Here is a 26,949-nt window from a genome sequence, read left to right as displayed (position 1 = left end):
CCCATTACAAAAAGCGCAGCCTGTCCAGCGCTCCCTGCAAGATATACCCTGCTGCAACGTGATCAATAACCTGTCCGCGACGTTTTCGTGTCGTATCCGCCTCTAAAAGTGCCTTTTCTGCAGCAACTGTGCTCAGACGCTCGTCCCAAAAGCCGATGGGGCAGTCGGTCAGGCGGGTTAAGTTGCGGGCAAAGGCACGGGTAGATTGGCAACGGGGGCCTTCGGTACCGTCCATGTTTTTTGGTAGCCCGAGGATGACGCCGCCTATCTCACGATCCTTGATCAACTCAAGCAAGCGCGCGGAATCGAGGGTGAATTTCTTGCGACGCACGGTCTCCAGAGGGCTAGCCACCCCGCGCATCCGGTCCGAGACCGCCACGCCGATGGTCTTTTCACCCAGATCCAGCCCCATCAGCGCCGTCATCGGCGACAGGGAAGCGGCGAAACCTTCAAAATCGTCGTGGATCATTGGGCAATACCGGCTTGCAGGGCGGCTGCATCGATCATCTCAAGCGCCTCGGGGTTGTCGGCAAAGAGGACCTCGGCTTCGTCGCGGATATCTATTGCACGCTGGGCCTGACCCAAGACGCCAAGCGCCGCGATCAGGCGCGCCCAGTCCTGAGGAGGGCCGCCCTCAGTCGCCAGGCGATCAGACAGACGGTCAACCATGCCTTGGATCATCTCTTGCCGTTCTTCCGGGGTCATCTCCGCTGCGGCGGCGACATCGTCCTGACTTGGGCCGGGCTGCCCCAATGAGCTGGGGTCGGGGCCGTTGAAAACCCCCGCGCGAAAGGCAAGCTCATCCAATTGGGCGCGAATCGCATCACCCCAAGGAGCGCCCGCTGGCGCATTCCGCGCGGTGTCGACCCAGACACGATAGGCGAGGTCTGGACGGCCGGTCTGGGCCAGCATTTGCCCCCAGTAGTAGCGCGCCGGGCCGTGTCGGGGATCACGCTCAAGCGCGGCGGCCAGAACTTGCTCGGCCTCGGGCGAGATGTAGCCGCCTGCCGCAAGGATCATCTTTTCGGCCAGATCCGAGTAATCATCGGCTGTTGCAGCCTGACCCGAAAGCTCGACAACGCGTTGCTGCGCGGCATAAGCGGCCTTGAAGTTCCCCGCATTGGCTTCGTGCTGTGTCAGCAGGATATGCCCTTGCAGGTCATTCGGCCGGGCCGCCACGGTGTCGCGCAGTTGCTGGAGCAGCGTTGCGTAGCTTTCTTCCAGTTGTCGCGGCTGCGGCGGGGTGGCAAGGACTTCGGCTGCTTCCTGCGCTGGGCGGTTCGACCGGACCTCCTCGGCCAGTGCCAGCCGTGCGGTCAGGGGTTGGTCGGGCAGGCCGACGGCACCGGTTCGGTAATACATCGCCAGCGCGCCACCAATCACGACCAGCATCACGATTGCGATGGTGACGACGGAAACCCCGCGCGACGGGCCCGAGGCCACCCGGTCGCCCTGCATCTGGGCGTCTGCTGCCAGAATGCGGCGTGAGATCTCGGTGCGGACCCTCTCGGCATCGGCTTCGCCAATGACTCCTCGGGCCAGATCACGGTCAACACCCGCCAGTTGTTCGCGGTAGACGCGCAGATCGTAGGCTGCGGTTGGTTCGTCCGCGCGGCGGCCGCGCAAAAGCGTGTAGCCGAGGAACCCTGCGACCAGCAGCGCGATCAGACATGAAATGACCCAGAACGTCATGCTCTCTCCTGAAATTCTGCCCTGACTTAGACCTGCGGGCCGCCTAAAAAAAGGGACAAATGGCCGCGAATGTGCCACATGTCGCAATAGTGCTATATTGCGGCGTTGACCGGCGTGGATATACCCGGTCGACGCGGCATACCTGCGCCAATCACCGAACCGGATGGATTCGCTTATGAAACACTATTCAGCCTTTGCTGTCGCGCGCGAAGCGTTGCGCTATCACACCGGATGGGAGCGCGCATGGCGCTCGCCTGAGCCGAAGAAAAAATACGACGTGATCATCGTCGGTGCCGGGGGGCATGGTCTGGCGACCGCCTACTACCTTGGTAAAAACTACGGCATCCAGAATGTCGCCATCATCGAAAAAGGATGGCTGGGCGGCGGGAACACGGGCCGGAACACGACCATCATCCGGTCGAACTACCTGCAGGATCCTTCGGCGGCGCTCTATGAAAAGGCGCGGGGCCTCTATGAGGACCTGAGTCAGGACCTGAACTATAACATCATGTTCAGCCCGCGCGGCGTGATCATGCTGGCGCAGACCCAGCACGAAATTCGCGGCTATCAGCGCACCGCGCATGCCAATGCGCTGCAGGGTGTTCAGACCGAGTGGATCGGGCCCGAACGCGTGAAAGAGCTGGTGCCGATCATCAATCTGGATGGTCCGCGCTATCCGGTTCTGGGTGGCCTTTGGCAGGAACGCGGCGGCACCGCGCGTCACGATGCGGTGGCATGGGGCTATGCGCGCGCCTGTTCGGCCATGGGCATGGACATCATTCAGAAATGCGAAGTCACCGGCGTTCGCTCGGACAATGGTCGCGTGGTCGGCGTTGATACCACCAAAGGTGCGATCGACTGCGACAAGCTGGGGATCGTCGTTGCGGGCCATTCCGGTCAACTGGCCGAAATGGCTGGCTTCCGCTTGCCGCTGGAAGCCGTTGCGCTGCAGGCGCTGGTGTCCGAACCGATCAAGCCCTGCATGGACGTGGTCGTGATGGCCAACACTGTTCACGGCTACATGTCGCAGTCCGACAAGGGCGAGATGGTGATCGGCGGCGGTACCGATGGGTTCAACAACTTCACCCAGCGTGGCAGCTTCCATCACATCGAGGAAACCGTCCGCGCATTGGTCGAGACCTTCCCAATGATCTCGCGCCTGAAAATGCTGCGTCAGTGGGGCGGGATTGTGGATATGACCGGCGACCGGTCTCCGATCCTGTCGAAAACACCGCTTCAGGGCTGTTTCATCAACGCAGGTTGGGGAACCGGTGGCTTCAAGGCCATTCCGGGCTCGGGCTGGGGTATGGCACAGCTGATGGCGACAGGTCATTCACCACTGACCGAGGCCTTCTCGATGGACCGCTTCAAAGAGGGCCGCTTCATCGACGAAAGCGTCGCCGCCGGGGTGGCTCACTAAGGGCGCTGCCCGAGGTGGCCACAACACAGAATTCTGGTCGGCCCGAGTGCCGACCAACCGAGAAAAGGATGACCATATGCTGATCCTGAATTGCCCCTATTGCGGCGTCGATGCCGAAGAAACTGAACTGGCCGCTGGCGGCGAAGCGCATCTGAAGCGCTTTGGCCCCGGCTCGTCGGATGATGATTTCCACGACTACCTGTTCATGCGTGAGAACCCTAAAGGCGTTCATTTCGAACGTTGGCGCCACGCAAATGGCTGTGGCAAGTGGTTCCACGCGGCGCGCTGCACCAACACTCTTGAGGTATTCGGCACCTATTCGGCCCAGACCACCGAGCCACCGCAAGAGATCAAGGACGCTATCACCGCGAAGCGTCCCGGCTGGACGTGGAGAGAGTTTAAATGATCCGCCCAGCCATCCGTAATTCCGCCTGCGAAAGGTCCGCAACATGAGCACCCGTCTCGCAAATCAAGGCCGGCTGATTGACCGGTCGAAACAGGTTACCTTTACCTTCAACGGCACCTCGATGCAGGGCTACGAAGGCGATACCCTTGCATCCGCCCTTCTGGCCAATGACCAGATGATGATGGGCCGGTCGTTCAAATACCACCGTCCGCGCGGCGTCGTTGCCAGTGGCGCGGAAGAGCCGAACGCTCTGGTCGGTTTGGGCGAAGGCAACCGGTTTGAACCGAACCAGCGCGCCACCACAACCGAGCTGTTCAACGGTCTGACATCCGTGTCGCAGAACCACTGGCCGAACCTCGAGTTCGACATCGGGTCGATCAACACCCATCTGTCGCGCTTTCTGCCTGCTGGCTTCTACTACAAGATGTTCATTCATCCGAAGCCGTTCTGGAAACATGTCTACGAGCCGTTCATCCGTCAGTCCGCCGGTCTCGGCAAAGCGCCCGACAAGGACAACCGTGACGCAGACACCTATGAGCATTTCTATCACTTCACCGATGTACTGGTGATCGGTGGCGGTGTTGCCGGTCTGCAGGCGGCCAAAACGGCGGCTCAATCCGGTGCGAAGGTCATGCTGATCGAGCAGACTGCGCATTGGGGTGGTCGTGCTCCTGTTGATGGTGGAACGATCGACGGTGAGCCTGTGGATAAGTTCGTGGAACAATTAGTTTCTGAACTCGAAACAATGGACAACGTCATCCTGCGCAATCGCTGCATGGGGGCAGGGGTTTATGACCACGGTTATGTACTGGGCTACGAACGCCTGACGGACCACACTCCGGGCGTGCAAGGCCCGCGTCATCGCCTGTGGCGCATCCGTGCCAAACAGGTTGTCACAGCAACCGGCGCGATTGAGCGTCCGCTGTCTTTCGCGGGTAACGATGTTCCGGGCGTGATGTTGGCCTCGGCTATGCGGGATTATGTGGTGAACTGGGGCGTGACCCCCGGCGACCGCGTGATCGTTGCGACCAACAATGACGACGCCTATCGCACTGCAATTGCCCTCAAGAAAGCCGGTGTTGATGTTCTACGCGTGGTCGATGCGCGCGCAAGCGCCGGACCTCTGGCGGAAGAGGCGCGCCAACTGGGCATCCGTGTCGATCCCGGCAAGGCCATCGCCAAGGTCAAAGGCGGCAAGCGCGTCAAGAAAGTTGCGCTGTGCAACCAGGAAGGCATCGGTGGTGCGCGGGAAGAGGTCGAATGCGATGCAGTCGCCATGTCGGGCGGCTGGTCTCCGGTTGTTCACATGTGGTCGCATTGCGGCGGCAAGCTGATCTGGGATGAGGCGAACGCCCATTTCCGTCCTGACCCTGAACGTCCTCCGCTGGGCGCAGACGGTGAAGGCTTCGTGATCGCCGCGGGTTCGTCCAACGGTCCGCTGGCTCTCGGCGACGTTCTGACCGACGCGGATGCCGCAGGCAAAGCAGCGGTGAAGGCGGCCGGGTACAAAGCAAAACGCACCAAGGCTCCTACGGGCGAAACCACGGCCGAGGCTCCGATGGCTGCTGTCTGGTTGATGCCTGCGAATGCGGACATCCAGCTGCGTATGAAGTCGTGGTTGGACTTCCAGAACGACGTGAAGGTCTCGGACGTTCAGCTGGCTGCGCGCGAAGGCTATGAAAGCGTCGAACACACCAAGCGTTACACCACGCTGGGTATGGCGACCGATCAGGGTAAGTTGAGTAATATCAACGGCTTGGCGATCCTTGCTGATGCGCTGGATTCGGAAATTCCGAAGGTCGGCACCACCACGTTCCGTCCGCCCTATACGCCTATCTCGCTGGCGTCGATTGGTGGTGAAGCACGTGGTGAGGTGTTCCAACCGATCCGCCAGACCCCGATGCACAACTGGCACGATCAGAATGGCGCAGACTGGGAGCCGGTCGGCCATTGGCGCCGGACCTATGCCTATGTCCGTCCCGGTGAATCCGTGCATGACGCGGTGAATCGTGAGGTGAAGAACACCCGTGAGAACCTCGGCCTGCTGGACGCCTCGACACTGGGTAAACTGATCGTCAAAGGCCCCGATGCGGGCAAGTTCCTGGACATGATGTACACCAACATGATGTCCACTCTGAAGGTTGGCAAATGTCGCTATGGCCTGATGTGTTCCGAGAACGGCTTCCTGATCGACGACGGTGTTGTTGCCCGCATCGACGAGGACACATGGCTCTGCCACACCACCACCGGCGGTGCCGAGCGTATCCATGGTCACATGGAAGAATGGCTGCAGACCGAGTGGTGGGACTGGAAAGTCTATGTCGCCAACGTGACCGAGCAATACGCTCAGGTCGCCGTGGTTGGCCCCAACGCCCGCAAGGTGCTGGAGAAGCTGAACGCCCAAGCAGGCGGCGGCATGGATGTCTCGAAAGAGGCGCTGCCCTTCATGGAATGGCGTGACGGCAAGATCGGCGCGTTCGACGCGCGGGCCTACCGCATCTCGTTCTCGGGTGAGCTGTCCTATGAGATCGCGGTTCCTGCAAGCCAGGGCCAGGCGTTCTGGGACGCTCTGTTCGACGCGGGCAAAGAGTTCGGCGTGATGCCTTACGGCACCGAATGTCTGCACATCCTGCGGGCCGAGAAGGGCTTTATCATGATCGGCGACGAGACCGACGGCACCGTGATCCCGCAGGATCTGGGGCTGCACTGGGCGCTGTCCAAGAAGAAAGAGGACTACCTCGGCAAGCGCGCCCATTCGCGGACCCATATGGCCGATCCGGAGCGTTGGAAACTGGTCGGTCTGGAGACTGTGGATGGATCAGTTCTGCCGGACGGAGCCTATGCGGTGGGCGAGGGCGTCAATGCCAACGGTCAGCGCAACATGATCGGGCGTGTGACTTCGACATACTACTCGGCCAATCTGGGCAAAGGCATCGCGATGGGTCTGATCAAGCACGGTCCTGACCGCATGGGCGAGATTGTCGAGTTCCCCGGAACCGATGGCAAAACCTACAAAGCCAAGATCGTCGATCCGATCTTCTACGACAAGGACGGGGAGAAGCAGAATGTCTGAACCCATCAGTGCACTGAACCACGCCAGCTATGACGGTATCGCCAAAGTAGCCGAGGTCGGCCTGCAGGGCATGATCACCCTGCGCGGCGATCTGTCCGACAAGGTGCTGGCCAAGGCTGTCAAGGATGCAACCGGGCAAAAAATGCCCGGCCAGCGTGAGGCTCTGGTCGATGGCGATACCGGCGTGTGCTGGATGTCCACCGATGAGCTGCTGGTGCTTGTGCCCTATGCCGAGGTTGAGGCCAAACTGGCCGAGATGGCCAACGCGCTTGGCGGTACGCATGCGCTGGCCGTCAATGTCTCGGACGCCCGTGCGGTGTTCTCAGTCACGGGCAGCAACGCGCGTGAAGTTCTGGGCAAGGTTGCTCCGGTCGATCTGTCACCTGCGGCTTTCCAACCCGGCCAAATTCGCCGTTCGCGTCTAGCTCAGGTGGCTGGTGCATTCTGGATGGACGACGCCGAGACCCTGCGCATCGTCTGCTTCCGTTCGGCGGCTGACTATGTGTTCAAACTGCTCAAGGTTGCGGCGCAGCCGGGCAGTGAGGTCGGGGTTTACTAACGAACCGACGACTGATGTCAAAAAAGGCTCCGGTTTTGGCCGGAGCCTTTTGCGTTCCGACCTTGGGAATACCAGTTAAGAGTGATCGGAGGCCCGAACGGCGCCCACTTCAATCATGTAAAAGGATCGTTTGAAAGCGGCTGAGCGCCGCGGGTTCCAACAGCGCCTGTACCGTCACCGGCTGTCCGTTTTCGTCGCACAGATGGTTGTAGAACCTTAGGCTTTCTAGCAGGCTTTCCATACGGGAACGTCGGTTCGCCTCTTCCAAAAGTGGCGCATGCAGGGACAGAAACAAAGCGGGACGTTTCTGTTTCAGCCAGTCCAGTAACGTAGGCAGGACAAAGAACTCGGCCCCTTCGATATCCATTTTCACCAGCGAGACGCGGCTTAAATCCTGGGCGGCCTGGAACTGATCCCATGCGATTGTCAAAGCATCCGTTCCATGCGCCGCGTCATGCAAAAGGGAACTGGTGGAATCGCCTGGCTCTCCTCGGGTTGAGGCCATGCGGGCCACTCCGAACTGATCCGACAGAGCGACCCCAAAGGCCGAGACATTGCGGATATTGTTCAGGTCCAGGTTCCAGGCCAGATGACGAAAAGCGGTCGGGTCAGGTTCAAAGCAATACACATGGCGGGCTTTGCGCGCACCGTAAAGGACAGTCGGCCCGATCCACGCGCCAATATCCAGATAGTCGTTTTTCGGGGACAGGAACTGATCGAGAACGGCGAAGGTCTCAGGCTCCCAATCTCCAGCCGAGGCTTTTCGCCAGAATTTGGAATGGTAGGGATCAAGCCGGAACGCCTGACCATTCAGGTTCCCAACATAGTATCCGCGGGCGCGGTAAAACATCTTGCGCGCCTGTGTCAGCATCGCGGACCTCCGGGTTTTATTGTCTCGCCCCTTGACCTGCGGCGGTTGCCAAAGCATTTAACCGTTGGGAACCGCAACTTTATTTTACAGGGGGCCGACATGGCTTTTGAACTTCCTGATCTTCCTTATGCACATGACGCGCTGGCAGCCAAGGGCATGTCCGCCGAAACGCTGGAATATCACCACGACCTGCACCACAAAGCCTATGTCGACAACGGCAACAAGCTGATCGCCGGCACAGAGTGGGACGGCAAGTCGCTGGAAGAGATCATCGTAGGGACCTACGACGCAAACGCCGTCGCACAGAACGGTATCTTCAACAACATCAGCCAGCTGTGGAACCACAACCAGTTCTGGGAGATGATGGGCCCCGGCGAAAGCGCGATGCCTGGTGAGCTTGAAAGTGCGCTGACCGAAAGCTTCGGCTCGGTTGACGAGTTCAAGTCGCAGTTCAGCGCGGCTGGCGCTGGTCAGTTCGGCTCGGGCTGGGCATGGCTGGTCAAAAACGCAGACGGCTCGCTGGCCGTGACCAAAACCGAAAACGGCGTGAACCCGCTGTGCTTTGGTCAGACCGCTCTGCTGGGTTGCGACGTGTGGGAGCATTCCTACTACATCGACTTCCGCAACAAGCGTCCGGCTTACCTGTCGAACTTCCTCGACAACCTGGTGAACTGGGAAAACGTCGCATCGCGCATGTGATCTGAGAGTCCCGTTTGGGCACAAGGGCCTGCTGGCGGAGACGCTGGCAGGCCTTTTTCATTGGCATAGTTTTTATGTGGCGCGTTTGGTTAATCCGCGCAGCAAACCTTGCGGGACCGCCTCAACCGTGACAGTCCTGCTGTAACCAACTGGCAAACCGCCATTTTGACGATTGGACCTCAAGCTTGCGCGGAAACCACCTCCTCGATCACGTGATTCTTCTGGCGGGCGTTGCCTTGATGTGCGGGCCGGTCTGTCTGCTGCTTTGGCAGTTGATCACGGCCCTTGATCTGCCCGAGCTTTGGGCCTTGGTTCAGCGGGTCTGGCGTGGTGGCCTCAGCAGCGCTGGCATTGGGGCAGGGGCGATGATGTGGAATTCGCTGGTACTGGCCCTTGGCGTTGCCATCTTGAAAAGCGTGATGTCGATGATGGCCGCCTACGCGTTGGTGTTCTTTCGATTGCCTTGCAGCGGGTTGATCTACGGCGTGATTCTGATCGCGATGTTCTTTCCGATCGAGACCCGCATCTTGCCAACCTTCGCCGTCGCCAGTGATCTTGGGCTGCTCAATTCCTATGCGGGGATGATCCTGCCGATCATGGCCAGTGGGCTGGGCGTGCTGGTGTTCCGCCAATACATGCGCCAGATTCCCAATGAGGTGATCGAGGCTGCCCAGATGGACGGCGCCGGACCGCTGCGTGTGCTGGTCGATATCATTGTCCCTCTGTCTCTGCCGATGATCGCGGCTGTTTTCGCGATCCTTTTTGTGCTGGGGTGGAACCAGTATGTCTGGCCGATCATGATCACCACCACCAGTCAGGACCATGACACTTTGGTGCGCGGCATGGCCTATTCGGGCTTTGGCGGCACGGCAGGTATGGTTCTGGCGCTTTTGGCGCTGCTGCCTCCGGCTGTGGTGGTGATTGGGCTGCAGCGATGGTTGATGCGGGGTCTGACCGCGGGCATCCACTAGGTCCGCGATATGCTCGAACATGAAGCGCAGGTGAAAACTTGCCGATACGTCAAGTTTCGGTATGAGACGGGATTGTACCGGGTCCCCCAGTGCTTAAGTAAATAGGGCGGAGGGAGAGAACCGCACCCATTGGAAGCACAAGCAAACACTGCGACAGAACGCTCTGGCCGCGAAGCAAAGAACTTGTGCCCAATACGTGAGGGATAGCCATGGAAACCACTACGGGAGAGCATAATGGCTGCACTTGAACAGGGAACCTGGGTTATTATCGCGGATGGGGAAAAGGCACTGTTCGTCGAGAACATCACCGATGCCGAAGACCCCAATCTGGTTGTCGTTTCGGTTGAGGAGCAAGAGGCGCAAGACCGCCCCACAGACCGGGCCGGGCGTCGCTCTGATCCGGGGCCTAACCAGAAATCGGCGGTTGAGGAACCAGACTGGAAATCCCATGCGAAATCGCTGTTCGTGCAGGACCTTGCCAATCTTCTGAACCGCAAAGGGCTGAAAGGCAAATTCAGCAGGCTTGTTCTGGTGGCCAGCCCCCATATTCTGGGCCTGCTGCGGCGCAGGTTGCATAGTGAGGTACTGGCCAAAGTTGTGGCCGAGGTGGATAAAACCCTGACCAACCATCCGCTTCACAAGGTCGAACAGGTGCTGAAACAGCGCCTTCGCCCTGCGCCACGTCTGGCTTGAATTAAAACGGGCGGCTTCGGCCGCCCACATATTTGCCTACCGCAAAGCTGCGATGGCGGCGTCCGCATCCTCGACCCAAGTCACGAAACTTAACAGGGACTGATCGGCAAAGCCCTGTTCGATCACCTGTTCCAGAAGGTCGCGGAGCTTATCCCAGTAGCCCCCCACATTCACCACCACAATCGGCTTGTCATGCAGGCCCAACTGCCGCCATGTCAGGGCCTCGAACAACTCATCCAGTGATCCCGGCCCCCCGGGTAGCACCACGACAGCATCCGAATTCATGATCATGACTTTCTTGCGCTCGTGCATCGTCTCGGTGATCACGTAGTGGGTCAGGTCGCTTTTGCCGACCTCGCGCTGGACCAGATGCACCGGAATAACGCCGAAGGTCTCGCCCCCGGCAGATTGCGTGGCGCGCGCGACTTCCCCCATCAGACCCACATCTCCGGCCCCGTAGACCAGTCGCCAGCCTTCTTGCGCCAGCGCGGTTCCCAACTGTTTGGCGGCGTCAGAATAGGCGGGATTGGTGCCATTGCGTGACCCGCAATACACACAGACGGATTTCTGGGACATAACAGGTGCGCTCCGGGCTTGTTTCAGACGTTTTGACCCCTGATAGCGAGATTGATAGGTTGGCTCAACTGTCCGCCGGAACACGAGTCACTCACATCAGTTTCGCGGCGGAATGAAAGGGAAAGAATGAACGGCACATCGGGAAGCGGAAGCTCGGGCAGCTTCATCTGGGGGCTGCTTGTCGGCCTTGTGGCAATTCTTGCGGCCGGTGGTCTGTATTTGTCAGGCGTGTTTTCGAGCAGCTCGGAACCCGTGCAGGAACAGGCTGAGGTTGCAGAGGAAACCCTTGCGCCTCAGGGCGCACCCGAAGAAGAGGCCCTGCAGGACCCCGCACCGGAGCCAAAGGAGGCTGTCACCGAGGCCGAGGCTGAGGAACCCGCAGCCGAAGACCCCGAATCCCAGCCCGAAGACGTCGCGGTTGAGGCCAATCCCACGACACCTCCCGCGTTGGATCAGATTTTCGTGTCGCCGGACGGGAGCGCGTTGCTGTCGGGTGAGGCAGAGCCGGGCAGTGACGTTGATGTGGTGCTGAACGGCGAGATCGTGCATCAGTTTTCGGTCGATGAGACGGGCGAGTTCGCCGAATTCGTTGCGGTCCCATTCAGCGATGATCCACGTGGCCTTGTTTTGCAGTCTACCGATGGGGATGAAACCGTTCGATCTGACGACTATCTGATAGCAGCACTGCCAGTACCCGCCCCCGAGGAGCCAGCGCCAACGGTTGAGGAAACGTCCTCGGAACCGGAAGTTGCTGAAGATCCCGAGCCTGAGGCGGAAGATACGACTGTGGCAAATGTTGAGCCCGAGCAGTCGACGGAAACCGCAGACGCGGGTACCGAAGCCGCGGACGCCGGTACGGAAACTGCAGACGCGAGTACGGAAGCCGAGGACGCCGGCACGGAAACTGCAGACGCGGGTACGGAAGCCGAGAACACCAGTACAGAAATTGCAGATGCCGGTGCCGAAACCCAGAACACTGGTGCGGATACAGAAAAGGCCGTTGTTGAGGCTGAATCGACCTCGGAAGAAGCAACTGAAACCCCTGCTGAAAACCAACAGGTTGCCATCCTGCGTTCAGGCGAGGATGGGGTTGAGTTGGTGCAATCCCCGTCCGAAGAGAACTCCGCGCCCCAGCAGGTTGAGCTGGACACAATCGGCTATTCAGACACCGGCGATGTGCAACTGACAGGCCGTCTCAACGAAGGATCGGCTGTACGGATATACCTCAACAACCGTCTGGTGGCGGATGTGACCCCGCAAGAGGATGGCAATTGGCGGGGCGACCTCGAGGGGATTGATCCCGGCGTTTACACCCTGCGAGTGGACGAGGTGCATTCCGACGGCACAGTCCTCAGCCGGGTTGAAACGCCTTTCAAACGTGAACCCGTCGAGGTGTTGCAGGCGGCTGAGGCGCAGACCTCGGAGCAACCGCAAGAAACCTCTGCGCCGATCCGGTCGGTCACGGTTCAGGCGGGCGACACCCTGTGGGCCATCTCGCGTGAGCGGTTCGGAGACGGCGTGTTGTATGTCCGCCTGTTCGACGCTAACCGCGAACTGATCCGCGACCCGGACCTGATTTTCCCGGGGCAGGTGTTCACCATTCCTGAATAAGCTCAGGCTCTGGCTTTTCTCGGGCCGGGGTCCATATTGCACTTCACACTAGGCAGGTAATGCGACGTATGCCCCCCATGACATCGGACGAATTGGCCGGAATTGACGAACGCCGTTCTGGCTGGCGGACGATCCGCAAGGTCGCGCCTTATATGTGGCCGGATGATGAGCCATGGGTGAAGCGTCGCGTTGTGATTGCCATGGCGATGCTGGTGTTGGCCAAGCTGATCGCCGTCTATACGCCGATCCTTTACAAGGGCGCAGTGGACGGTCTGGCGGGCGAGGGCGTGCCCCCGCTGGCCCTTGGCGCTGTTGGGTTGACTGTGGCCTATGGTGTCGCCCGGATGATGACCGTGGGCTTTCAACAATTGCGCGATGCAGCCTTTGCCCCCGTTGGCCAACGGGCCTTACGTGCGCTCGCGTTAGAGACTTTTCAGCATATCCACCAACTGTCCATGCGCTATCACGTTGGACGCCGGACCGGTGGCCTAAGCCGGATCATTGAGCGTGGGGTCAAGGGCGTCGAGTTCCTTCTTCGGTTCCTGCTGTTTTCCATCGGGCCGCTGATTCTGGAGCTGCTGCTTGTCGCGATCATTCTGATGTGGTTGTTCGATATCTGGTATCTGGTCGTCGTGGCCGTCACCATTGCGCTCTATATCTGGTTCACCTTTGCCGTCACCGAATGGCGCGTGAAGCTTCGGCGCGAGATGAACGATCAGGATACCGAGGCGAACCAACGCGCCATCGACAGCCTGCTGAATTTCGAAACCGTCAAGTATTTCAACGCCGAACAGCGTGAAGCGAACCGCTATGACGTGTCGATGAAAGCCTATGCAGTGGCGGCCTTGAAAACCGCTTATTCGCTGGCCTTCCTGAATTTCGGGCAGTCCTTCCTGATCACCTGCGGCCTAATCGGGGTGATGGTCCTGGCGGCAATCGGGGTCCAGAACGGCACGCTCACCGTTGGTGATTTCGTCATGGTGAATGCCTACATGATTCAGATCACCGTGCCGCTGAACTTCCTGGGCACCGTGTATCGCGAGATCCGGCAGGCGCTGGTCGATATGGGTCAGATGTTCGACCTGCTGGAGCAGCCCGCCGAAGTGAAAGACAAGCCGGACGCCCCGGACCTGAAGGTCAATGGTGGCGAGGTGACCCTCCATGATGTGCGCTTTGGCTATGACCCGGAGCGGGAGATCCTTAAAGGAGTGTCGCTGTCGGTGCCTGCGGGGCAGACCGTAGCCATTGTGGGCGCGACGGGGTCCGGGAAATCCACCATCGGGCGCTTGTTGTTCCGGTTCTACGATGTGACCGGAGGTGCGTTGAAGATTGATGGTCAGGACGTGAGGGATGTGCGTCAGACCAGCCTGCACGCGGCCATCGGCGTCGTGCCGCAGGACACGGTGCTGTTCAACGACACCATCCGCTACAACATTGCCTATGGCCGTGACGGCGCAACTCAGGACGATGTGGAAGAGGCCGCGCGCGCAGCACAAATCCATGATTTCATCGCCTCTCTACCCGAAGGCTATGACACCAAGGTGGGTGAACGTGGGCTCAAGCTCTCGGGCGGCGAAAAGCAGCGCGTCGGCATCGCGCGGACGCTGCTCAAGAACCCGCCTATTCTGTTGCTGGACGAGGCGACCTCGGCCCTCGACACCGACACTGAGCAGGAGATCAAAGATGCTTTGGCCCGAGCGGGCGAAGGGCGGACGGTGATCACCATCGCGCACCGTCTGAGCACGATTGCCGAGGCCGACCAGATTGTGGTTCTGGAAAGCGGTGAGATCATCGAGCAGGGCACTCATGATTCGTTGTTGGCGCGCGAAGGTCGCTACGCCCAATTGTGGAACCGCCAGCAGGCCGACACACAGGCTGCCTGAGATTTTCTGTTTGACGCGACTCGTCCGCTGGTTGAAACCCCAACTAGCGCAGTATCGCGTCAAGTTTGGGTTTGCCATCGAACAAGAAAGAGCAAAGAATGAAGAAAATCGTCACATCCTTGACACTCGGTTTGACACTCGCAGCATCTGCCGCGTCAGCCGAAGATCTGGAGTTTCTGCTGGTCAATGAAACCAGTGCGGATCTGGTCGAATTCAATGTCTCCCCGGCCTCATCCGGCAGCTGGGAGGGGAACCTTCTGCAGGGTGGATACCTCGCGCCAGACTATGAGATCGATGTATTGATCGCGGATGGGCTTGTGACCTGCGTCTATGATATTCGCGGCGTGTTTGATGACGGCAGCGCGGTTGAGGACTACGACCTGGACCTGTGCGATCTGGGCGAATACGCGTTCTCGGAATAGAAAAACGTTTGAAGAAATGAAAAATGGCGGGCCATCGGCTCGCCATTTTTTGTTGGTTATTCGGCTGCTTTTAGCGGCGACCCAGGTGGGATGGTGGGGTGGTCCTCTTCTGTCCCCGTGGGCTGTTCGGGCCGAGGCGCAGGCTGCTCGTCCCAGACAATCTCGGTTGCTTGCGCGGCTCGTGCGCTTTGGCCGATGGCCATGTCCTGTGCAATCTGGCTGTACCGGCCTGCTGTGACCCGCGCCAGAAGTTTGCCCAGCCAGATGGCATAGGTTGTCACCCAGACCCGCAGGGCCAGCATCGATGGCGTCACGATCAGGGTCAGCACGGTGGCGATGCCGAGGCCAAAGACCACAGCGGTGGCCAGCTGTTTCCACCACAGTGCTGTCGGGCTGTCGATGGTGTAGCCGCCATTGATGAAGTCCAGCGACAGGCCGAACATCATCGGTGTCAGACCGGCCATCGTGGTCAGCGTTGTCAGCAGAACGGGGCGAATCCGAGCCTCAGCCGTGCGCACGATCGCGTCGATCCGCGGCATGTAGCGGCTGTACTCCTGATAGGTGTCGATCAGAACGATGTTGTTGTTCACAACAATCCCTGCCAAAGCAACGATCCCCGTACCGGTCATGATGATCGAGAAGGGTTGCTCCATCACCAGCATCCCGATCAGAACGCCGGTCGTGGACAGTACAACCGCCAGCAAAACCAGAACCGAGTTGTAGAAGCTGTTGAACTGTGCCAGCAGGATTACGAACATCAGCCCCAAAGCCGCCAGAAACGCGCTGGACAGGAAGGCCTGGCTTTCGGCCTGTTCTTCCTGATCACCGGTCCATTCCCACGTGATCGAGGGGTCGAACGGGTTGGTGCTCAGCCATTCGGTCAGGACGGCGATACGTTCATTTGGATTGATCGGCGCGATGCTGGCCTCGCCATTCTCAACGGCGGTGCGCAGCTCCTCGGTTGTCTCGGCCTCGGTCAGTTGCACCAGATCGTACTGCTTGCCATTGGGCGCTGTGATCGCTGCAGAGGACGGGTCAGCCCCATCCTCAACCGCGCGCAGAACGGCCAAACGTTTTTCACCACCGTCTGGTCCAGCGACCACTGCTTTGCTCAGGCCAGCTTCGACATCGGCTTTGACGTCATAGTAGCGTTCCTGATCAACCCGGTTGATTTCGGCCAGTTTGGCAACCGGCTGGCGGGTGACGAAGTTGGACAGGGGCACGAGGCCGTCCGCCGTGCGTACCTTCAACGTGTCCAGCGTTGAAAGAACACGGTCCTCTTCGGGCAGGCGGACACGGATCTCGATCTCTTCATCCGTGGTGTCGGGGCGCATTTCGCCCAGAAGGATACCGCGTGTGACCAGCTGTACCATGGCCCCGACGGTGGCCACATCCGCGCCAAATCGGCCTGCTTTGGCGACGTCAACGTCGATCTGCCAGTCGATGCCAGGCAGGGGCAGAGTGTCTTCTATCTTGATCAGGCCGGGGGTCGTGTCGAAAACCTCTCGGGCGGCGACAGTAGCAGCAGTTAGCGGCTCCCACCCGTCGCCCTTGATCCGCAGATGCACGGGCTTGGCTGAGGCCGGGCCTTGTTCCAGCGCCAGAATCTCAACCTCGAAACCCGGCAGCTCGGCCAGTTGGGTATTCAGTTCTTCCAGAACATAGTCGCCATCATATTCGGGGGCGATGAAATGCCGGTCAAACAGCCCACCCAGAATGGGCTCCGAGACGTTGGGGCGGTCTTCCCATGGGATGATTTCGAACTGGACGCGTCCAACCGTGTCTGCCGGGTCTTGCGCGCCGCCATTATTCTGCGTCAGCCCACCTTCGCCCGCAAACGAGAAGACGTTAATCACGGCCGGGTGCGCGGCAATCACCTGTTCGGCGGCCAGCACCATGGCGTCTTTTTCCATCAACGAAAGGTTGCCCCGCGCGCGGACGTAAGCCGTGGCCTGTTCCGGCTCGCTTTCGACGAAGAACTCAACGCCCCGGTTGTTTTCGCCGAACACTAAGATCACCGTCATCACAGCCATGAAAACGGCAGCGATCGAGACAATCGGCATCACCGGATTGCCCACGAGGAACTTGATGACATAGCCGAAAGGCGTGTGTTCTTTCGCCGTGTGAACCTTGGTAGCGGGTTTGCGCTCGATCCGGGCCGCGCCTAGCGTGACCGATCCGGCGAAAGCTCCGAGGATCATCAACACGGCCCCAAGGAGCGAACCACCGCCCTCGACCAAATAGGAGGGGTTCAGCACCTGCATCGCGCCTAGGAAGACCAGATAGAATGACGGGGGGACCAGAACGGCGCGCAGCCACCAAGGCGTGCGACCGCGCAACCAGTCAGAGGCGCGGTCGAAGATGCGGCTCAGCCGGCCCGAGACACCGCCCATAACCGGCAGATAAATCAGGGCCACGATCAGCGATGCGGAGAGAACAAAGATCAGCGTGACCGGCAGCATGCCCATGAACTCACCCGGAATACCCGGCCAGAATAGCATCGGCAGGAAGGCACAGAGTGTCGTGGCCGTCGAGGAGACGATGGGCCAGAACATGCGCTGCGCCGCCTCGACATAGGCATGCATCGGGCCGACGCCCTCTTTGATACGCTTGTCCGCATATTCGACCACAACGATCGCGCCATCCACCAGCATACCAACGGCAAGGATCAGACCGAACATCACGATGTTCGAAATGCTGACGCCCATGACCGCAAGAAAGGCAAAACACAGCAGGAACGAGGTCGGAATCGCAAAGCCCACCAACAGTGCTGCCCGCGACCCCAGAGAGGCCAGGACGACGATCATCACCAGCGCAATCGCCGTCAGGACCGAGCCCTCCAACTGGCTGACCATGGATCCAACGATCCGGCTTTGGTCATTCGAGGTGCCCACGTCGACAGCTGCCTGCAATTCGGCGGGCCACTTGGTTTGCGCTTCGGCGATAGTCGCTTTGACCTGCTCGACCGTGTCGATCAGGTTGAAGCCTTTGCGCTTGACAACCTGCAAAGCGACGGTCGGCACGTTGTCGAACCGGGCCGTGCCTTCGCGGTCCTCAAACGTGTAGTTGATTTCGGCCAATTCACCCAGAGTGACGACCCGGTCGCCGTTGACCTTGATGGGCAAGCCATACACGTCCTGCGCGGTTTTGAAGGACGAGGGGATTTTGACCGAAAAGGCCCCTTGCGCGCTGTCCACTTCGCCCGCCGCAATCAACTGGTTGTTGTTTTGCACAACCGTAATCAGCTCATTGGCAGTGACGTTGTACGCCTCAAGGCGCAGAGGGTCGATGATGACCTCAAGCAGCTCATCCCGGTTGCCAGCGATTCCGGCCTCAAGCACGGAATCAAGCGCTTCGATGTCGTCCTGCAGGTCCTTGGCGATACGCGCCATGGTTCGTTCGGGCACCGCGCCGGTCAGGTTCACGATGACGATGGGGAATTCGGAGAAGTTTAGCTCGCTCAGCGAGTATTGCTCGGCGCCGTCCGGGAACTCGGCCTGTGCGCTGTTCATCGCGTCGCGGACATCGGCAGTGATCGCGGTTTTGTCCCAGCCGAATTCGAACTCAAGAAACAGGCCTGCATAGCCCTCGGCGGCGGTGGCGGTCATCTCTTTGAGGCCGTCCAAATCTGCCAGCTCGGTCTCCATCGGTTTGACCAGCAGGTTTTCGGAATCCTCGGCCGAGATTCCGGGGAAGACGACCGATACGAACAGGGCAGGGACTTCGATATCCGGCTCGCCCTCTTTCGGTAGATTGACATAGGCGAACCCGCCGATGACCAGCGAAATAAGAATGAAAGCCAGAACCATGCGGGCCCGGTCAGCGGCCCAGCTGACGATACCCGTCATTGCGTGACCTCCTGATAGGTCGGGTTCACGGTGACGCCTTTGACGACGAATTCTTGCCCCACCACGATGATATCGGTTGTCTCGGGCAGCCCGTCGATCCAGACGCCTTCGGCCGTGTCGCGCAACACGCGGACCGGCAAGAAATCGACCACATCGCCCGCGCCGACGGTGCGCACGCCCAGTTGCCCTTCGTTGCTGAGGGTCAGAGCCGATTGCGGCAGCAGATGCGCCTTGGCCCCTTCGGCCGAGATACGGATTGTCGCTGTCTGGCCGTCGCGAATGGTCAGGTCTTCGTTCGGCACGGTGATCTCGACCTCAAAGGTGCGGGTCGTCTCATCTGCCGAGCGGCTGAGGAAGGTTACGCGGCCTTCGACCTGACGACCGGTGACCAGCTGCGCCGAGGCCAGCGCCCCGACCTGAACGCGGTTAACTTCGGTTTCGGGCACGAAACCAACAAGCTTGATCGGGTCCAGCTGGATGATCGTGGCGCAGAGCGTTCCCGGCTGCATCAGGCTGCCCAATTCAGCGGTGTCGCTTTCCAGCAGGCCCTGAAACGGAGCTTCGATCGTCAGCCGATCTATTTCACGTTGGGCGGCTTCGACCTCTGCCGCGGCGGATTCGATGCCGGCGCGGGTGGCTTCCAGCCCGGCTTCAGCCGATTTGATACCTGCCTCGGCGCTGCTCATCGCGGCCTCGGAGGAGACGCGGCGGGTTTCCGAGCCAAAGCCCGTCTCGGACAGTTTGCGGGCCGCTTTCAGGTTGATATCTGCCTCGGCCACAAGGGCATGTGCTTCTTCCAGGCGCGCCTCGGCCTCAGGGATACGGCTTTCGGCCTCAAGCTTGCCTGCCTTCGCTTCGGCCAGGCTAGCGGGGCGGGTGCCGGGATCAAGCTCACACAGCAGATCGCCCGCCTCGACAAAAGCACCGCGGCGCTTGGGTTCTGAGATCACGGTCGAGGTCGTCTCGGCCAGCACTTCGACTTGACGGTTGGCTTTTGTTTGGCCGCGCAGCAGGACGGCGCTGTCAATCTCGCGCGCGACCGAGCGCAGGGCAACTACGCGCACAGCATTTTCATTGGCCGGCGAAACCACGGCCTCTTCGGTCTCAGACGTAGTGCTTTCCTCGTCGTCACCCCGGCCAGCAAAGGCGAAAAGCGCATCACGCTCAAAAACAAGGAAATACAGCGCGACAATCACCAAAGCGGCATTGATGAATGAAATCAGACGCATAATGCTGGTCTCCTTAAAAAAATTCGCCGGCTTAGACCGGGTTAGTATAGTGAAAGATGGGCGTCGGCTTGTGTATTTTCTACGCTAAACTGATTAGTTCGGTTTATTTTTTTTCGCAAGGGCGCATGCAGTCAGCGGAATTGTGCAAAATCCGACCCTTGGCTTGGCCGTGGTGCCGGGGTATGACATGGCCCACCAAGACAGGATACACAGCCCGGGGGCAGGTATGAGCGATACCGACAGTTTCATTGATGAGGTCACGGAAGAGGTGCGCCGCGACCGGCTGTATCTGCTTTTGCGGCGTTGGGGCTGGGTCGGTGTTGTTGCCGTCGTGCTGATCGTCGGTGGGGCCGCCTTCAACGAATACCGCAAGGCGCGGGACACGTCGCAGGCTCAGAAGTTGGGCGATGACATTCTGGCCGCGCTGGCGGAAAACGATACTGCCGCGCGTGTCGCTGGCCTAGAGCAGGTGGACGTACTGACGCCGGGTGGTGAGGCTGTGCGCAACATGCTTCTGTCCGCCTCACAGCTCGATGCTGATTCCCGGCAGGACGCGGTCGACAGTCTGAATGCTGTGGCCGTTCAGGGCGATCTGCCCGAGATTTACCGCGCCATTGCCAGCTTCAAGGCACTGCTGCTGCAATCCGACACGATGCCCGCTGCAGACCGTCGGCAACAGTTCGAGGCTTTGGCTGCACCCGGCGCGCCGCTGCGCCTTCTGGCGCAAGAGCAACTGGCCCTGATCGACATCGCCGAGGGCGAAGTAGACGCCGCGTTGGAGCGGTTGCAGGCGTTGCGTCAGGACGCAGAAGTCAGCGTGGATCTGCAGCAACGCGCGGCGCAATTGATTGTTGCACTGGGCGCTGAGCCCGAGCCATTGGTCGCTCAGCAGGGCTGATCGGGCGGAACACAGGTTAATGACAGGCGAGTTCGGATTAAAATGGTAACAAGACTTTTCTCTCGCGTGGGACTGCCGATTGCGGCGCTGGCCCTGACCGCTCTGGCCGCTTGTGAAGAACCCGAACAGATCTTGCCCGGCGAGCGTGAGGATATCCGACCCGCCTCAGACCTTGAAACGGTTGCCAAAAGCGGCTCGCAACCCATTAGCCTGCCATCGCAGAGTGCAAATGCAAGCTGGCCCCAAAGCCCTGGCACGCCAGCCTTCCGGACGTCAAATGCTTCTCTGCGTGCGACACCCCAACGTATTTGGTCGGCCTCGATTGGGGATGGAGATTCCCGCAAACAACGAATTACGGCTGACCCGGTTGTCGCGGGGGGGCTGGTCTACACGCTTGACGCGGGGGCGACGGTTTCAGCGGTGACACCGCAGGGACAGGTCGCGTGGAGCACCAATCTGATTCCAGCAACCGACGGAGACGCGGATGCCACGGGCGGTGGTATGGCCTATTCCGGCGGCGTTCTCTATGTCTCCTCGGGTTTTGGCCGTCTGACGGCGTTGGATGCAAAGACCGGCGCGATCCGGTGGCAGAAGCGCCTGAACGCAACCGGCAGTGGCGCGCCTTTGGTGAGTAACGGACTGCTGTATCTTGTCGCTGGGGATGAAACCGGTTGGACCGTTGACACCAAGGATGGCCGCATTCAATGGCAGATCGAAGGCACCCCTAGCGTTGGCAACGTTCTGGGCGCACCTGCGCCGGTTGTGACCTCGGACCTAGCTATCTTTGCCTTTGGTTCGGGTGATATCGCCGCAACATTCAAGCGGGGCGGGATCAGCCGTTGGAATGCCTCGGTGGCGGGGGGCCGCCGTGGACGCGCGACTGCGCGGATCGTCGACGTGACAGGTAGCCCAATGGTAGTGGGCGACACCATCTTCATCGGTAACCACTCCGGCCGTACCGTTGCTTTTGACGCGGGAACGGGTGAGCGCCGCTGGACTGCAGATGAAGGTGCTGTCGATACGGTCTGGCCAGCAGGCAATAGCATCTTCCTGGTCAGCGACCGCAGCCAGCTGGTGCGTTTGAACAGCGCGGATGGTTCTGTGATCTGGGCGCAAGACCTGCCCGGCTTTGTCAAAGACAAGCCAAACCGTCGCGGTCCGATCGTGGCCCATTATGGCCCGATCATGGCCGGAGGGCGCATTGTGATCGCCTCGAATGACGGGTTCCTGCGGTTCTTCAACCCGGTGAACGGGGCGCTTGTGCATCAGGTCGAAGTTCCCGGAGGCGCGACCACCGCGCCTGTCGTTGCCGGACAAACACTGTATGTCGTGTCGACCAAAGGTGATCTACACGCTTTCCGTTGACCAAAAGATACGCTAAAGGGCGCATCTTGAGTCTTGAAAGTTGAGAACATGTCACTGACCCTCGCCATCGTGGGGCGCCCGAATGTGGGCAAATCCACTCTGTTCAACCGCCTTGTGGGCAAACGTCTGGCCTTGGTCGACGACCAGCCCGGCGTGACGCGCGACCTGCGCGAGGGTGAAGGGCGGCTGGGTGATCTGCGGTTCACCGTGATCGACACGGCGGGTCTTGAAGACGCAACTGATGATAGCCTTCAGGGCCGCATGCGCCGTCTGACCGAGCGCGCGGTCGATATGGCAGATGTCTGCTTGTTTATGATTGACGCGCGCACCGGCCTGACTCCGACCGACGAGATGTTTGCCGAGATTCTGCGCAAACGCTCCAAACACGTGATTTTGGCTGCCAACAAGGCCGAAGGGTCGGCTGCTGATGCCGGTGTTCTTGAAGCCTATAACCTTGGCCTTGGCGAACCAGTGCGCCTTTCCGGCGAGCATGGCGAGGGGATGACCGACCTTTACGCCCAGCTGATGCCTCTGGCGGATGCGGCTGAGGAAGAGGCCGAAGACGACGCTCCCGTGGTCGAGATTGAGCTGGATGAGGATGGAGAGGGCGAATCCCCTCTGATCACCATAGCGAAGCCGTTGCAGGTTGCCGTTGTCGGCCGACCGAACGCAGGTAAATCCACACTCATCAACAAGATCATGGGCGAGGATCGCCTTCTGACCGGCCCCGAGGCTGGGATCACCCGTGACGCGATCAGTCTTCGGGTCGATTGGGCCGATCCGGATGGCGAAAGCACTCCGATGCGGATTTTCGACACTGCGGGCATGCGCAAAAAGGCCAAGGTTCAAGAGAAGCTCGAAAAGCTCTCGGTCTCTGATGGACTGCGTGCGGTGAAATTCGCCGAAGTGGTTGTCGTCCTGCTGGATGCGGCCATTCCGTTCGAGCAGCAAGACCTTCGCATTGCCGATCTGGCCGAACGCGAAGGCCGTGCGGTCGTGGTCGCCGTCAATAAATGGGACGTTGAGGAAAACAAGCAGGAGAAACTGCGTGAACTCAAAGAGTCCTTCGACCGACTGCTGCCGCAACTGCGGGGCGCACCTCTGATCACCGTGTCAGCCAAAACGGGCCGGGGGCTGGAACGTTTGCGCGCCGCCATCTTGCGTGCGCATGATATCTGGAACCGCCGGGTACCCACCGCCGCGCTGAACCGCTGGCTGACCGCCATGCTCGAGCAGCACCCGCCGCCAGCCCCGCAAGGCCGCCGCATCAAGCTGCGCTACATGACCCAGGCAAAAACGCGGCCGCCGGGCTTTGTCGTTATGTGCTCGCATCCCGACAAGATGCCGGCCAGCTATACTCGCTATCTGGTCAACGGCCTGCGTGAGGATTTTGACATGCCCGGCACGCCGATCCGCCTGACGTTGCGCGGGCAAGGTGACAAGAACCCTTACAAAGGGCGGCGCAAGAAAAACGCCGGTGCCTTGGCCAAACACCTCAAGGGACGCGCGTAACTGCGCCAATTTTCAGCATTTTCAGCGCAAGGGCGTGACAGCGCCCTTTCTGCACGCTAGCATTCAGGAGCGTGCATTTGTTTCCTGTGCGCGGTCCGTCCTGCGGCGGGTCTGAATTCCTTTTGCTTCTCATTTAACCGGGCCATCGTGGGAGAGGGCTTGATGAATCTCAGAGACTACACGCGGCAATACGCGGTTCAGGACAACAGGCTTGCAGCCCTGAGCTATTTCGGAACCTTCGCCGTCTATTTTGCCTCGCTGGCCTTGGCGATTGTGAACGTGGACCACTGGTATGTCATGGTCCCAGCCGGGATCATCTTCGCCTTTTCCGCTGTGCGACTTTACGTGCTGCAACACGACTGCGGGCATCATTCCCTGTTCGAAACCCGGCAGCAGAATGAATGGGCGGGGCACGGCCTGTCGCCTTTCACCTTTGCCCCTTTTGAGGTGATGAAGCAGAACCACAATCTGCATCACGCAGGGATCGGCAACCTTGAGCATCGGGAGACTGGTGAAATCCACACCATGACCCTGCGGGAATGGAACGAGGCGGACTGGCTCAAACGTCTTGTCTATCGCCTGTACCGCAACCCGTTCATTCTGGTGCCGGTCGGTGCTTTGTTCACTTATTTCATTCGCTACCGGTGGCCCAAAAACACGGTGCGGTTTGGTGTAAAGGGCGTTGTTCTGCACAACCTCTCGATCGTCGTTTTTCTCGGGCTGCTTTATCTGATCGCCGGGACGACCGGTATTTTGGTCTGGCTTGTGTTTTCCTTGCTGGGTGGGATGCTGGGCGTATTCCTCGTCTACCTACAGCACAATTTCGAGGACACATATTGGGATCGTCGCCCGGAGCTGGATCCGCAGATCGCGGCGCTTCAGGGCTCGTCAGCGCTGGATTTCGGTTGGTGGTTCGACAACGCGGTGGCCTGTATCACCTTGCACGATATTCACCATTTCAACGCTCGCATTCCGTCCTACCGGTTGCGTGAGTGCCACTACAACCTGCCGCCCGAATACACCCCGCGTCGGATCAAGTTTCCCGAAGCCGTGGCCGCGTTAAATCTAAAACTGTGGGACGAAGACGCCAAGCGACTGGTGCCTTTTCCGAAAAAAGGGCAGACTGCTGACTTGGCCCATGGATCGTCATAGGCGCAGCTCCGCTTGAAGAACGTATATCCTGTGTATATACAGGTGACCAGGGAGATAGAGAAAGGACCCAGAATGACCGCATTGACCGAGATAAAAGGCGTTGGCGATACTCTCGCTAAAGGTTTGGCGGATAACGGTCTCAAGACCGCCGAAGCCGTTGCGAAAGCGAAACCGGAAGATCTCGTCAAGGTCCCCCGCGTCGGTGTGGCGCGCGCAGCGGTCCTGATTGCCGCTGCAAAAGAGGCGACCGCTGCGAAACCGGCGGCTGCCAAGCCAGCCCCGCGTCGCGCGGCCGCTCGCAAACCTGCTGCCCGCAAGCCCGCTACGCGTAAACCGGCGGCCCGACGCCCCGCTGCACGCAAGACAGTTGTCGCCGCCGCTGCCGAGAAGCGCGCCGCCGAAGCTGCACGCAAAGCCGCCGAGGAAAAAGCCGCTGCAGAAGCCGCAGAGGCGAAGGCCAAGAAGAAAGCCAAGGCAAAAGCCAAGGCTGAGAAAGCCGCGAAAAAGCGGGCCGAGATGGAGGCTGCGTTCTCAAAGGCCAAGGACAAGGTGAAGGCCAAGTCCAAGAAGGGGAAGAAATCCAAGAAGGACGACAAGTCCAAAAAGGCCGAAAAGAAGAAAGATACTGGCAAAAAGGATGCCAAGAAGTCGGACAAAAAATCTGACAAGAAGAAGGATAAGAAAAAGGCGAAGAAGTAGCCTTTCTTCGCCCTTTCAAGTGTTTCGGACCGGCACCGCGCAACGCGGATGCCGGTTTTCTTATACCAGCGTGCCGTCCAGTTGCAGCGTCAGCTTGCCACCCAGATAGGGGGCAAGGACATCGGGCAGGGTAACGGTGCCGTCTGCGTTCTGACCGTTTTCAAGCACGGCAATCAGGCAGCGACCCACCGCAAGGCCAGAGCCGTTAAGCGTGTGGACGTATTCCGGTTTACCGCCACCTTCGGGCCGGAAACGTGCATTCATGCGGCGGGCCTGAAAATCGCCGCAGGTCGAGACCGAGCTGATCTCGCGATAGGTGTCCTGACCGGGCAGCCATGCCTCGATGTCAAAGGTACGGCGGGCGCCAAAGCCCATGTCGCCGGTACACAGGATAACGGTGCGATACGGCACGCCCAGCTTTTCCAGAATGCCCTCGGCGCAGCGCACCATGCGTTTTTGTTCGTCATCCGAGGTCTCGGGATGGGTGATCGAGACCATCTCGACCTTTTCGAACTGATGCTGACGCAGCATTCCGCGGGTGTCTTTGCCCGCCGAACCGGCCTCGGACCGGAAGCAGAGCGAATGCGCGGTATAACGGCGGGGCAGGTAGCTTTCTTCGATCATTGTGTCGTTGACGATGTTGGTCAGCGAAACCTCGGAGGTCGGGATCAACCACCAACCTTCGCGGGTTTGATAGCTGTCCTCGCCGAATTTCGGCAGCTGGCCGGTGCCCTGCATCATCTCGGACAGAACCAGAACCGGGCCGTTGACCTCGGTCAGTCCGTTTTCGTTGATATGCGTGTCCAGCATGAACTGGGCCAGCGCACGGTGGATACGCGCGACACCGCCGGACAGCAGCACAAAGCGCGAGCCAGAGAGTTTCGCGGCGGTTTCGAAATCCATACCGTTTTGAACGGCCTCAATCTCAAAATGCTCTTTCGGGGCAAAGTCTAACTCGCGTGGGGTGCCCCAGCGGCTGACCTCGACGTTGTCGTTCTCATCGGCACCTTCTGGCACATCCTCGGCGGGCAGGTTGGCAATACGGATCAGTTGGTCCGCCAGCAGAGCGTCCAGATCCTTGGCCTCGGTCTGCATCCGGGCGATTTCGGCCTTCTTTTCGGCCACCAGCGCGCGCAGGCGTTCAAACTCGGCCTCATCACCGCGGGCTTTGGCAGCACCGACTTCTTTAGACGCTTTGTTCTGTTCGGCCTGAGCGGTTTCTGCGGCCAGTATCTTGGCGCGGCGGCTTTCGTCCAGCCGCAGCAGGTCTGACGACACCGGCGCGTCCCCACGGCGCGCGAGTGCGGCGTCGAAAGCGGCTGGGTTTTCGCGAATGGCGCGGATGTCGTGCATAGTTCAGATCCTTGAAT

The 26,949-nt window shown here is 59.8% G+C and carries 22 protein-coding genes; 15 read left to right on the top strand and 7 right to left on the bottom strand.

What is annotated here, in order from left to right; genetic code table 11:
* Positions 1–4: 4 nt before the first annotated feature.
* Positions 5–469, bottom strand: a complete 465-nt coding sequence (gene ruvX / locus ACRZ95_RS03180) for a Holliday junction resolvase RuvX (protein WP_170676531.1) — start codon at positions 467–469, stop codon at positions 5–7.
* Complete coding sequence (gene ccmI / locus ACRZ95_RS03175; protein WP_170676529.1) at positions 466–1,692, bottom strand: c-type cytochrome biogenesis protein CcmI; 1,227 nt, start codon at positions 1,690–1,692, stop codon at positions 466–468. The genes ruvX and ccmI overlap by 4 nt, the downstream gene beginning before the upstream one ends.
* A gap of 175 nt (positions 1,693–1,867) precedes the next feature.
* Between ccmI and ACRZ95_RS03170 the strand changes: the two genes are divergently transcribed.
* The 4 genes from ACRZ95_RS03170 (at position 1,868) to ACRZ95_RS03155 (ending at position 7,150) form a co-directional block, all read left to right on the top strand.
* Positions 1,868–3,112, top strand: coding sequence for a sarcosine oxidase subunit beta family protein (locus tag ACRZ95_RS03170; RefSeq protein WP_170666423.1), 1,245 nt, complete (start codon positions 1,868–1,870; stop codon positions 3,110–3,112).
* A 76-nt stretch (positions 3,113–3,188) separates the two neighbouring features.
* The gene (locus tag ACRZ95_RS03165) at positions 3,189–3,518 is read left to right on the top strand and encodes a sarcosine oxidase subunit delta (protein ID WP_170676527.1); all 330 of its coding nucleotides are present in this window, start codon (positions 3,189–3,191) and stop codon (positions 3,516–3,518) included.
* A 43-nt stretch (positions 3,519–3,561) separates the two neighbouring features.
* On the top strand, positions 3,562–6,591 hold the full coding sequence (locus ACRZ95_RS03160; protein WP_170676525.1) for a sarcosine oxidase subunit alpha family protein: 3,030 nt from the start codon (positions 3,562–3,564) through the stop codon (positions 6,589–6,591).
* A complete protein-coding gene (locus ACRZ95_RS03155; RefSeq protein WP_170676523.1) occupies positions 6,584–7,150 on the top strand; it encodes a sarcosine oxidase subunit gamma in 567 nt (188 codons plus the stop codon). The genes ACRZ95_RS03160 and ACRZ95_RS03155 overlap by 8 nt, the downstream gene beginning before the upstream one ends.
* A gap of 109 nt (positions 7,151–7,259) precedes the next feature.
* On the opposite strand, the gene ACRZ95_RS03150 is transcribed toward ACRZ95_RS03155, so the two are convergent.
* Positions 7,260–8,021: an FkbM family methyltransferase gene (locus ACRZ95_RS03150; protein WP_170552934.1), complete on the bottom strand. Its 762-nt coding sequence runs from the start codon at positions 8,019–8,021 to the stop codon at positions 7,260–7,262.
* Between the two features lie 99 nt (positions 8,022–8,120).
* On the opposite strand from ACRZ95_RS03150, the gene ACRZ95_RS03145 reads away from it, so the two are divergent.
* From ACRZ95_RS03145 to ACRZ95_RS03135, 3 genes are all read left to right on the top strand, one after another.
* Positions 8,121–8,720: a superoxide dismutase gene (locus ACRZ95_RS03145; protein ID WP_170676522.1), complete on the top strand. Its 600-nt coding sequence runs from the start codon at positions 8,121–8,123 to the stop codon at positions 8,718–8,720.
* 185 nt (positions 8,721–8,905) lie between these two features.
* Positions 8,906–9,691, top strand: coding sequence for an ABC transporter permease subunit (locus ACRZ95_RS03140; protein ID WP_480554496.1), 786 nt, complete (start codon positions 8,906–8,908; stop codon positions 9,689–9,691).
* Positions 9,692–9,925: 234 nt separating this feature from the next.
* On the top strand, positions 9,926–10,384 hold the full coding sequence (locus ACRZ95_RS03135) for a host attachment family protein (RefSeq protein WP_170676520.1): 459 nt from the start codon (positions 9,926–9,928) through the stop codon (positions 10,382–10,384).
* Positions 10,385–10,420: 36 nt separating this feature from the next.
* On the opposite strand, the gene ACRZ95_RS03130 is transcribed toward ACRZ95_RS03135, so the two are convergent.
* Positions 10,421–10,960, bottom strand: coding sequence for a TIGR00730 family Rossman fold protein (locus ACRZ95_RS03130; protein WP_170676518.1), 540 nt, complete (start codon positions 10,958–10,960; stop codon positions 10,421–10,423).
* A 126-nt stretch (positions 10,961–11,086) separates the two neighbouring features.
* Between ACRZ95_RS03130 and ACRZ95_RS03125 the strand changes: the two genes are divergently transcribed.
* The 3 genes from ACRZ95_RS03125 to ACRZ95_RS03115 all read left to right on the top strand — a co-directional run bounded on the left by ACRZ95_RS03125 (position 11,087) and on the right by ACRZ95_RS03115 (position 14,876).
* The gene (locus tag ACRZ95_RS03125) at positions 11,087–12,571 is read left to right on the top strand and encodes a LysM peptidoglycan-binding domain-containing protein (RefSeq protein WP_170676516.1); all 1,485 of its coding nucleotides are present in this window, start codon (positions 11,087–11,089) and stop codon (positions 12,569–12,571) included.
* A gap of 77 nt (positions 12,572–12,648) precedes the next feature.
* Entirely contained in the window at positions 12,649–14,454 is a 1,806-nt protein-coding gene (locus ACRZ95_RS03120; RefSeq protein ID WP_480554537.1) for an ABCB family ABC transporter ATP-binding protein/permease, read from the top strand.
* Between the two features lie 98 nt (positions 14,455–14,552).
* Positions 14,553–14,876, top strand: coding sequence for a hypothetical protein (locus tag ACRZ95_RS03115; RefSeq protein WP_170666440.1), 324 nt, complete (start codon positions 14,553–14,555; stop codon positions 14,874–14,876).
* 56 nt (positions 14,877–14,932) lie between these two features.
* On the opposite strand, the gene ACRZ95_RS03110 is transcribed toward ACRZ95_RS03115, so the two are convergent.
* Positions 14,933–18,724, bottom strand: a complete 3,792-nt coding sequence (locus tag ACRZ95_RS03110; RefSeq protein WP_170676512.1) for an efflux RND transporter permease subunit — start codon at positions 18,722–18,724, stop codon at positions 14,933–14,935.
* A complete protein-coding gene (locus ACRZ95_RS03105; RefSeq protein ID WP_170676510.1) occupies positions 18,721–19,953 on the bottom strand; it encodes an efflux RND transporter periplasmic adaptor subunit in 1,233 nt (410 codons plus the stop codon). The genes ACRZ95_RS03110 and ACRZ95_RS03105 overlap by 4 nt, the downstream gene beginning before the upstream one ends.
* A 226-nt stretch (positions 19,954–20,179) precedes the next feature.
* Between ACRZ95_RS03105 and ACRZ95_RS03100 the strand changes: the two genes are divergently transcribed.
* The 5 genes from ACRZ95_RS03100 to ACRZ95_RS03080 all read left to right on the top strand — a co-directional run bounded on the left by ACRZ95_RS03100 (position 20,180) and on the right by ACRZ95_RS03080 (position 25,579).
* The gene (locus tag ACRZ95_RS03100; RefSeq protein ID WP_170552958.1) at positions 20,180–20,851 is read left to right on the top strand and encodes a hypothetical protein; all 672 of its coding nucleotides are present in this window, start codon (positions 20,180–20,182) and stop codon (positions 20,849–20,851) included.
* Positions 20,852–20,893: 42 nt separating this feature from the next.
* A complete protein-coding gene (locus tag ACRZ95_RS03095; RefSeq protein ID WP_170676508.1) occupies positions 20,894–22,216 on the top strand; it encodes a PQQ-like beta-propeller repeat protein in 1,323 nt (440 codons plus the stop codon).
* Between the two features lie 48 nt (positions 22,217–22,264).
* Positions 22,265–23,728, top strand: a complete 1,464-nt coding sequence (gene der / locus ACRZ95_RS03090) for a ribosome biogenesis GTPase Der (protein WP_170676506.1) — start codon at positions 22,265–22,267, stop codon at positions 23,726–23,728.
* 162 nt (positions 23,729–23,890) lie between these two features.
* Positions 23,891–24,880, top strand: a complete 990-nt coding sequence (locus ACRZ95_RS03085; protein ID WP_170676504.1) for a fatty acid desaturase — start codon at positions 23,891–23,893, stop codon at positions 24,878–24,880.
* A 72-nt stretch (positions 24,881–24,952) separates the two neighbouring features.
* Positions 24,953–25,579, top strand: coding sequence for a helix-hairpin-helix domain-containing protein (locus tag ACRZ95_RS03080; protein ID WP_170676502.1), 627 nt, complete (start codon positions 24,953–24,955; stop codon positions 25,577–25,579).
* Positions 25,580–25,639: 60 nt separating this feature from the next.
* Here ACRZ95_RS03080 and serS read toward each other — a convergent pair whose 3' ends face one another.
* Positions 25,640–26,932 (bottom strand): serine--tRNA ligase, encoded by a 1,293-nt coding sequence (serS, locus tag ACRZ95_RS03075; protein WP_170676501.1) that lies wholly within the window; start codon positions 26,930–26,932, stop codon positions 25,640–25,642.
* Between the last annotated feature and the right edge of the window lie 17 nt (positions 26,933–26,949).

Source organism: Ruegeria sp. AI3, assembly GCF_056541245.1.
Note: the sequence above shows the minus strand (reverse complement) of the source record. Positions and strands in the feature narration are given on the sequence as shown.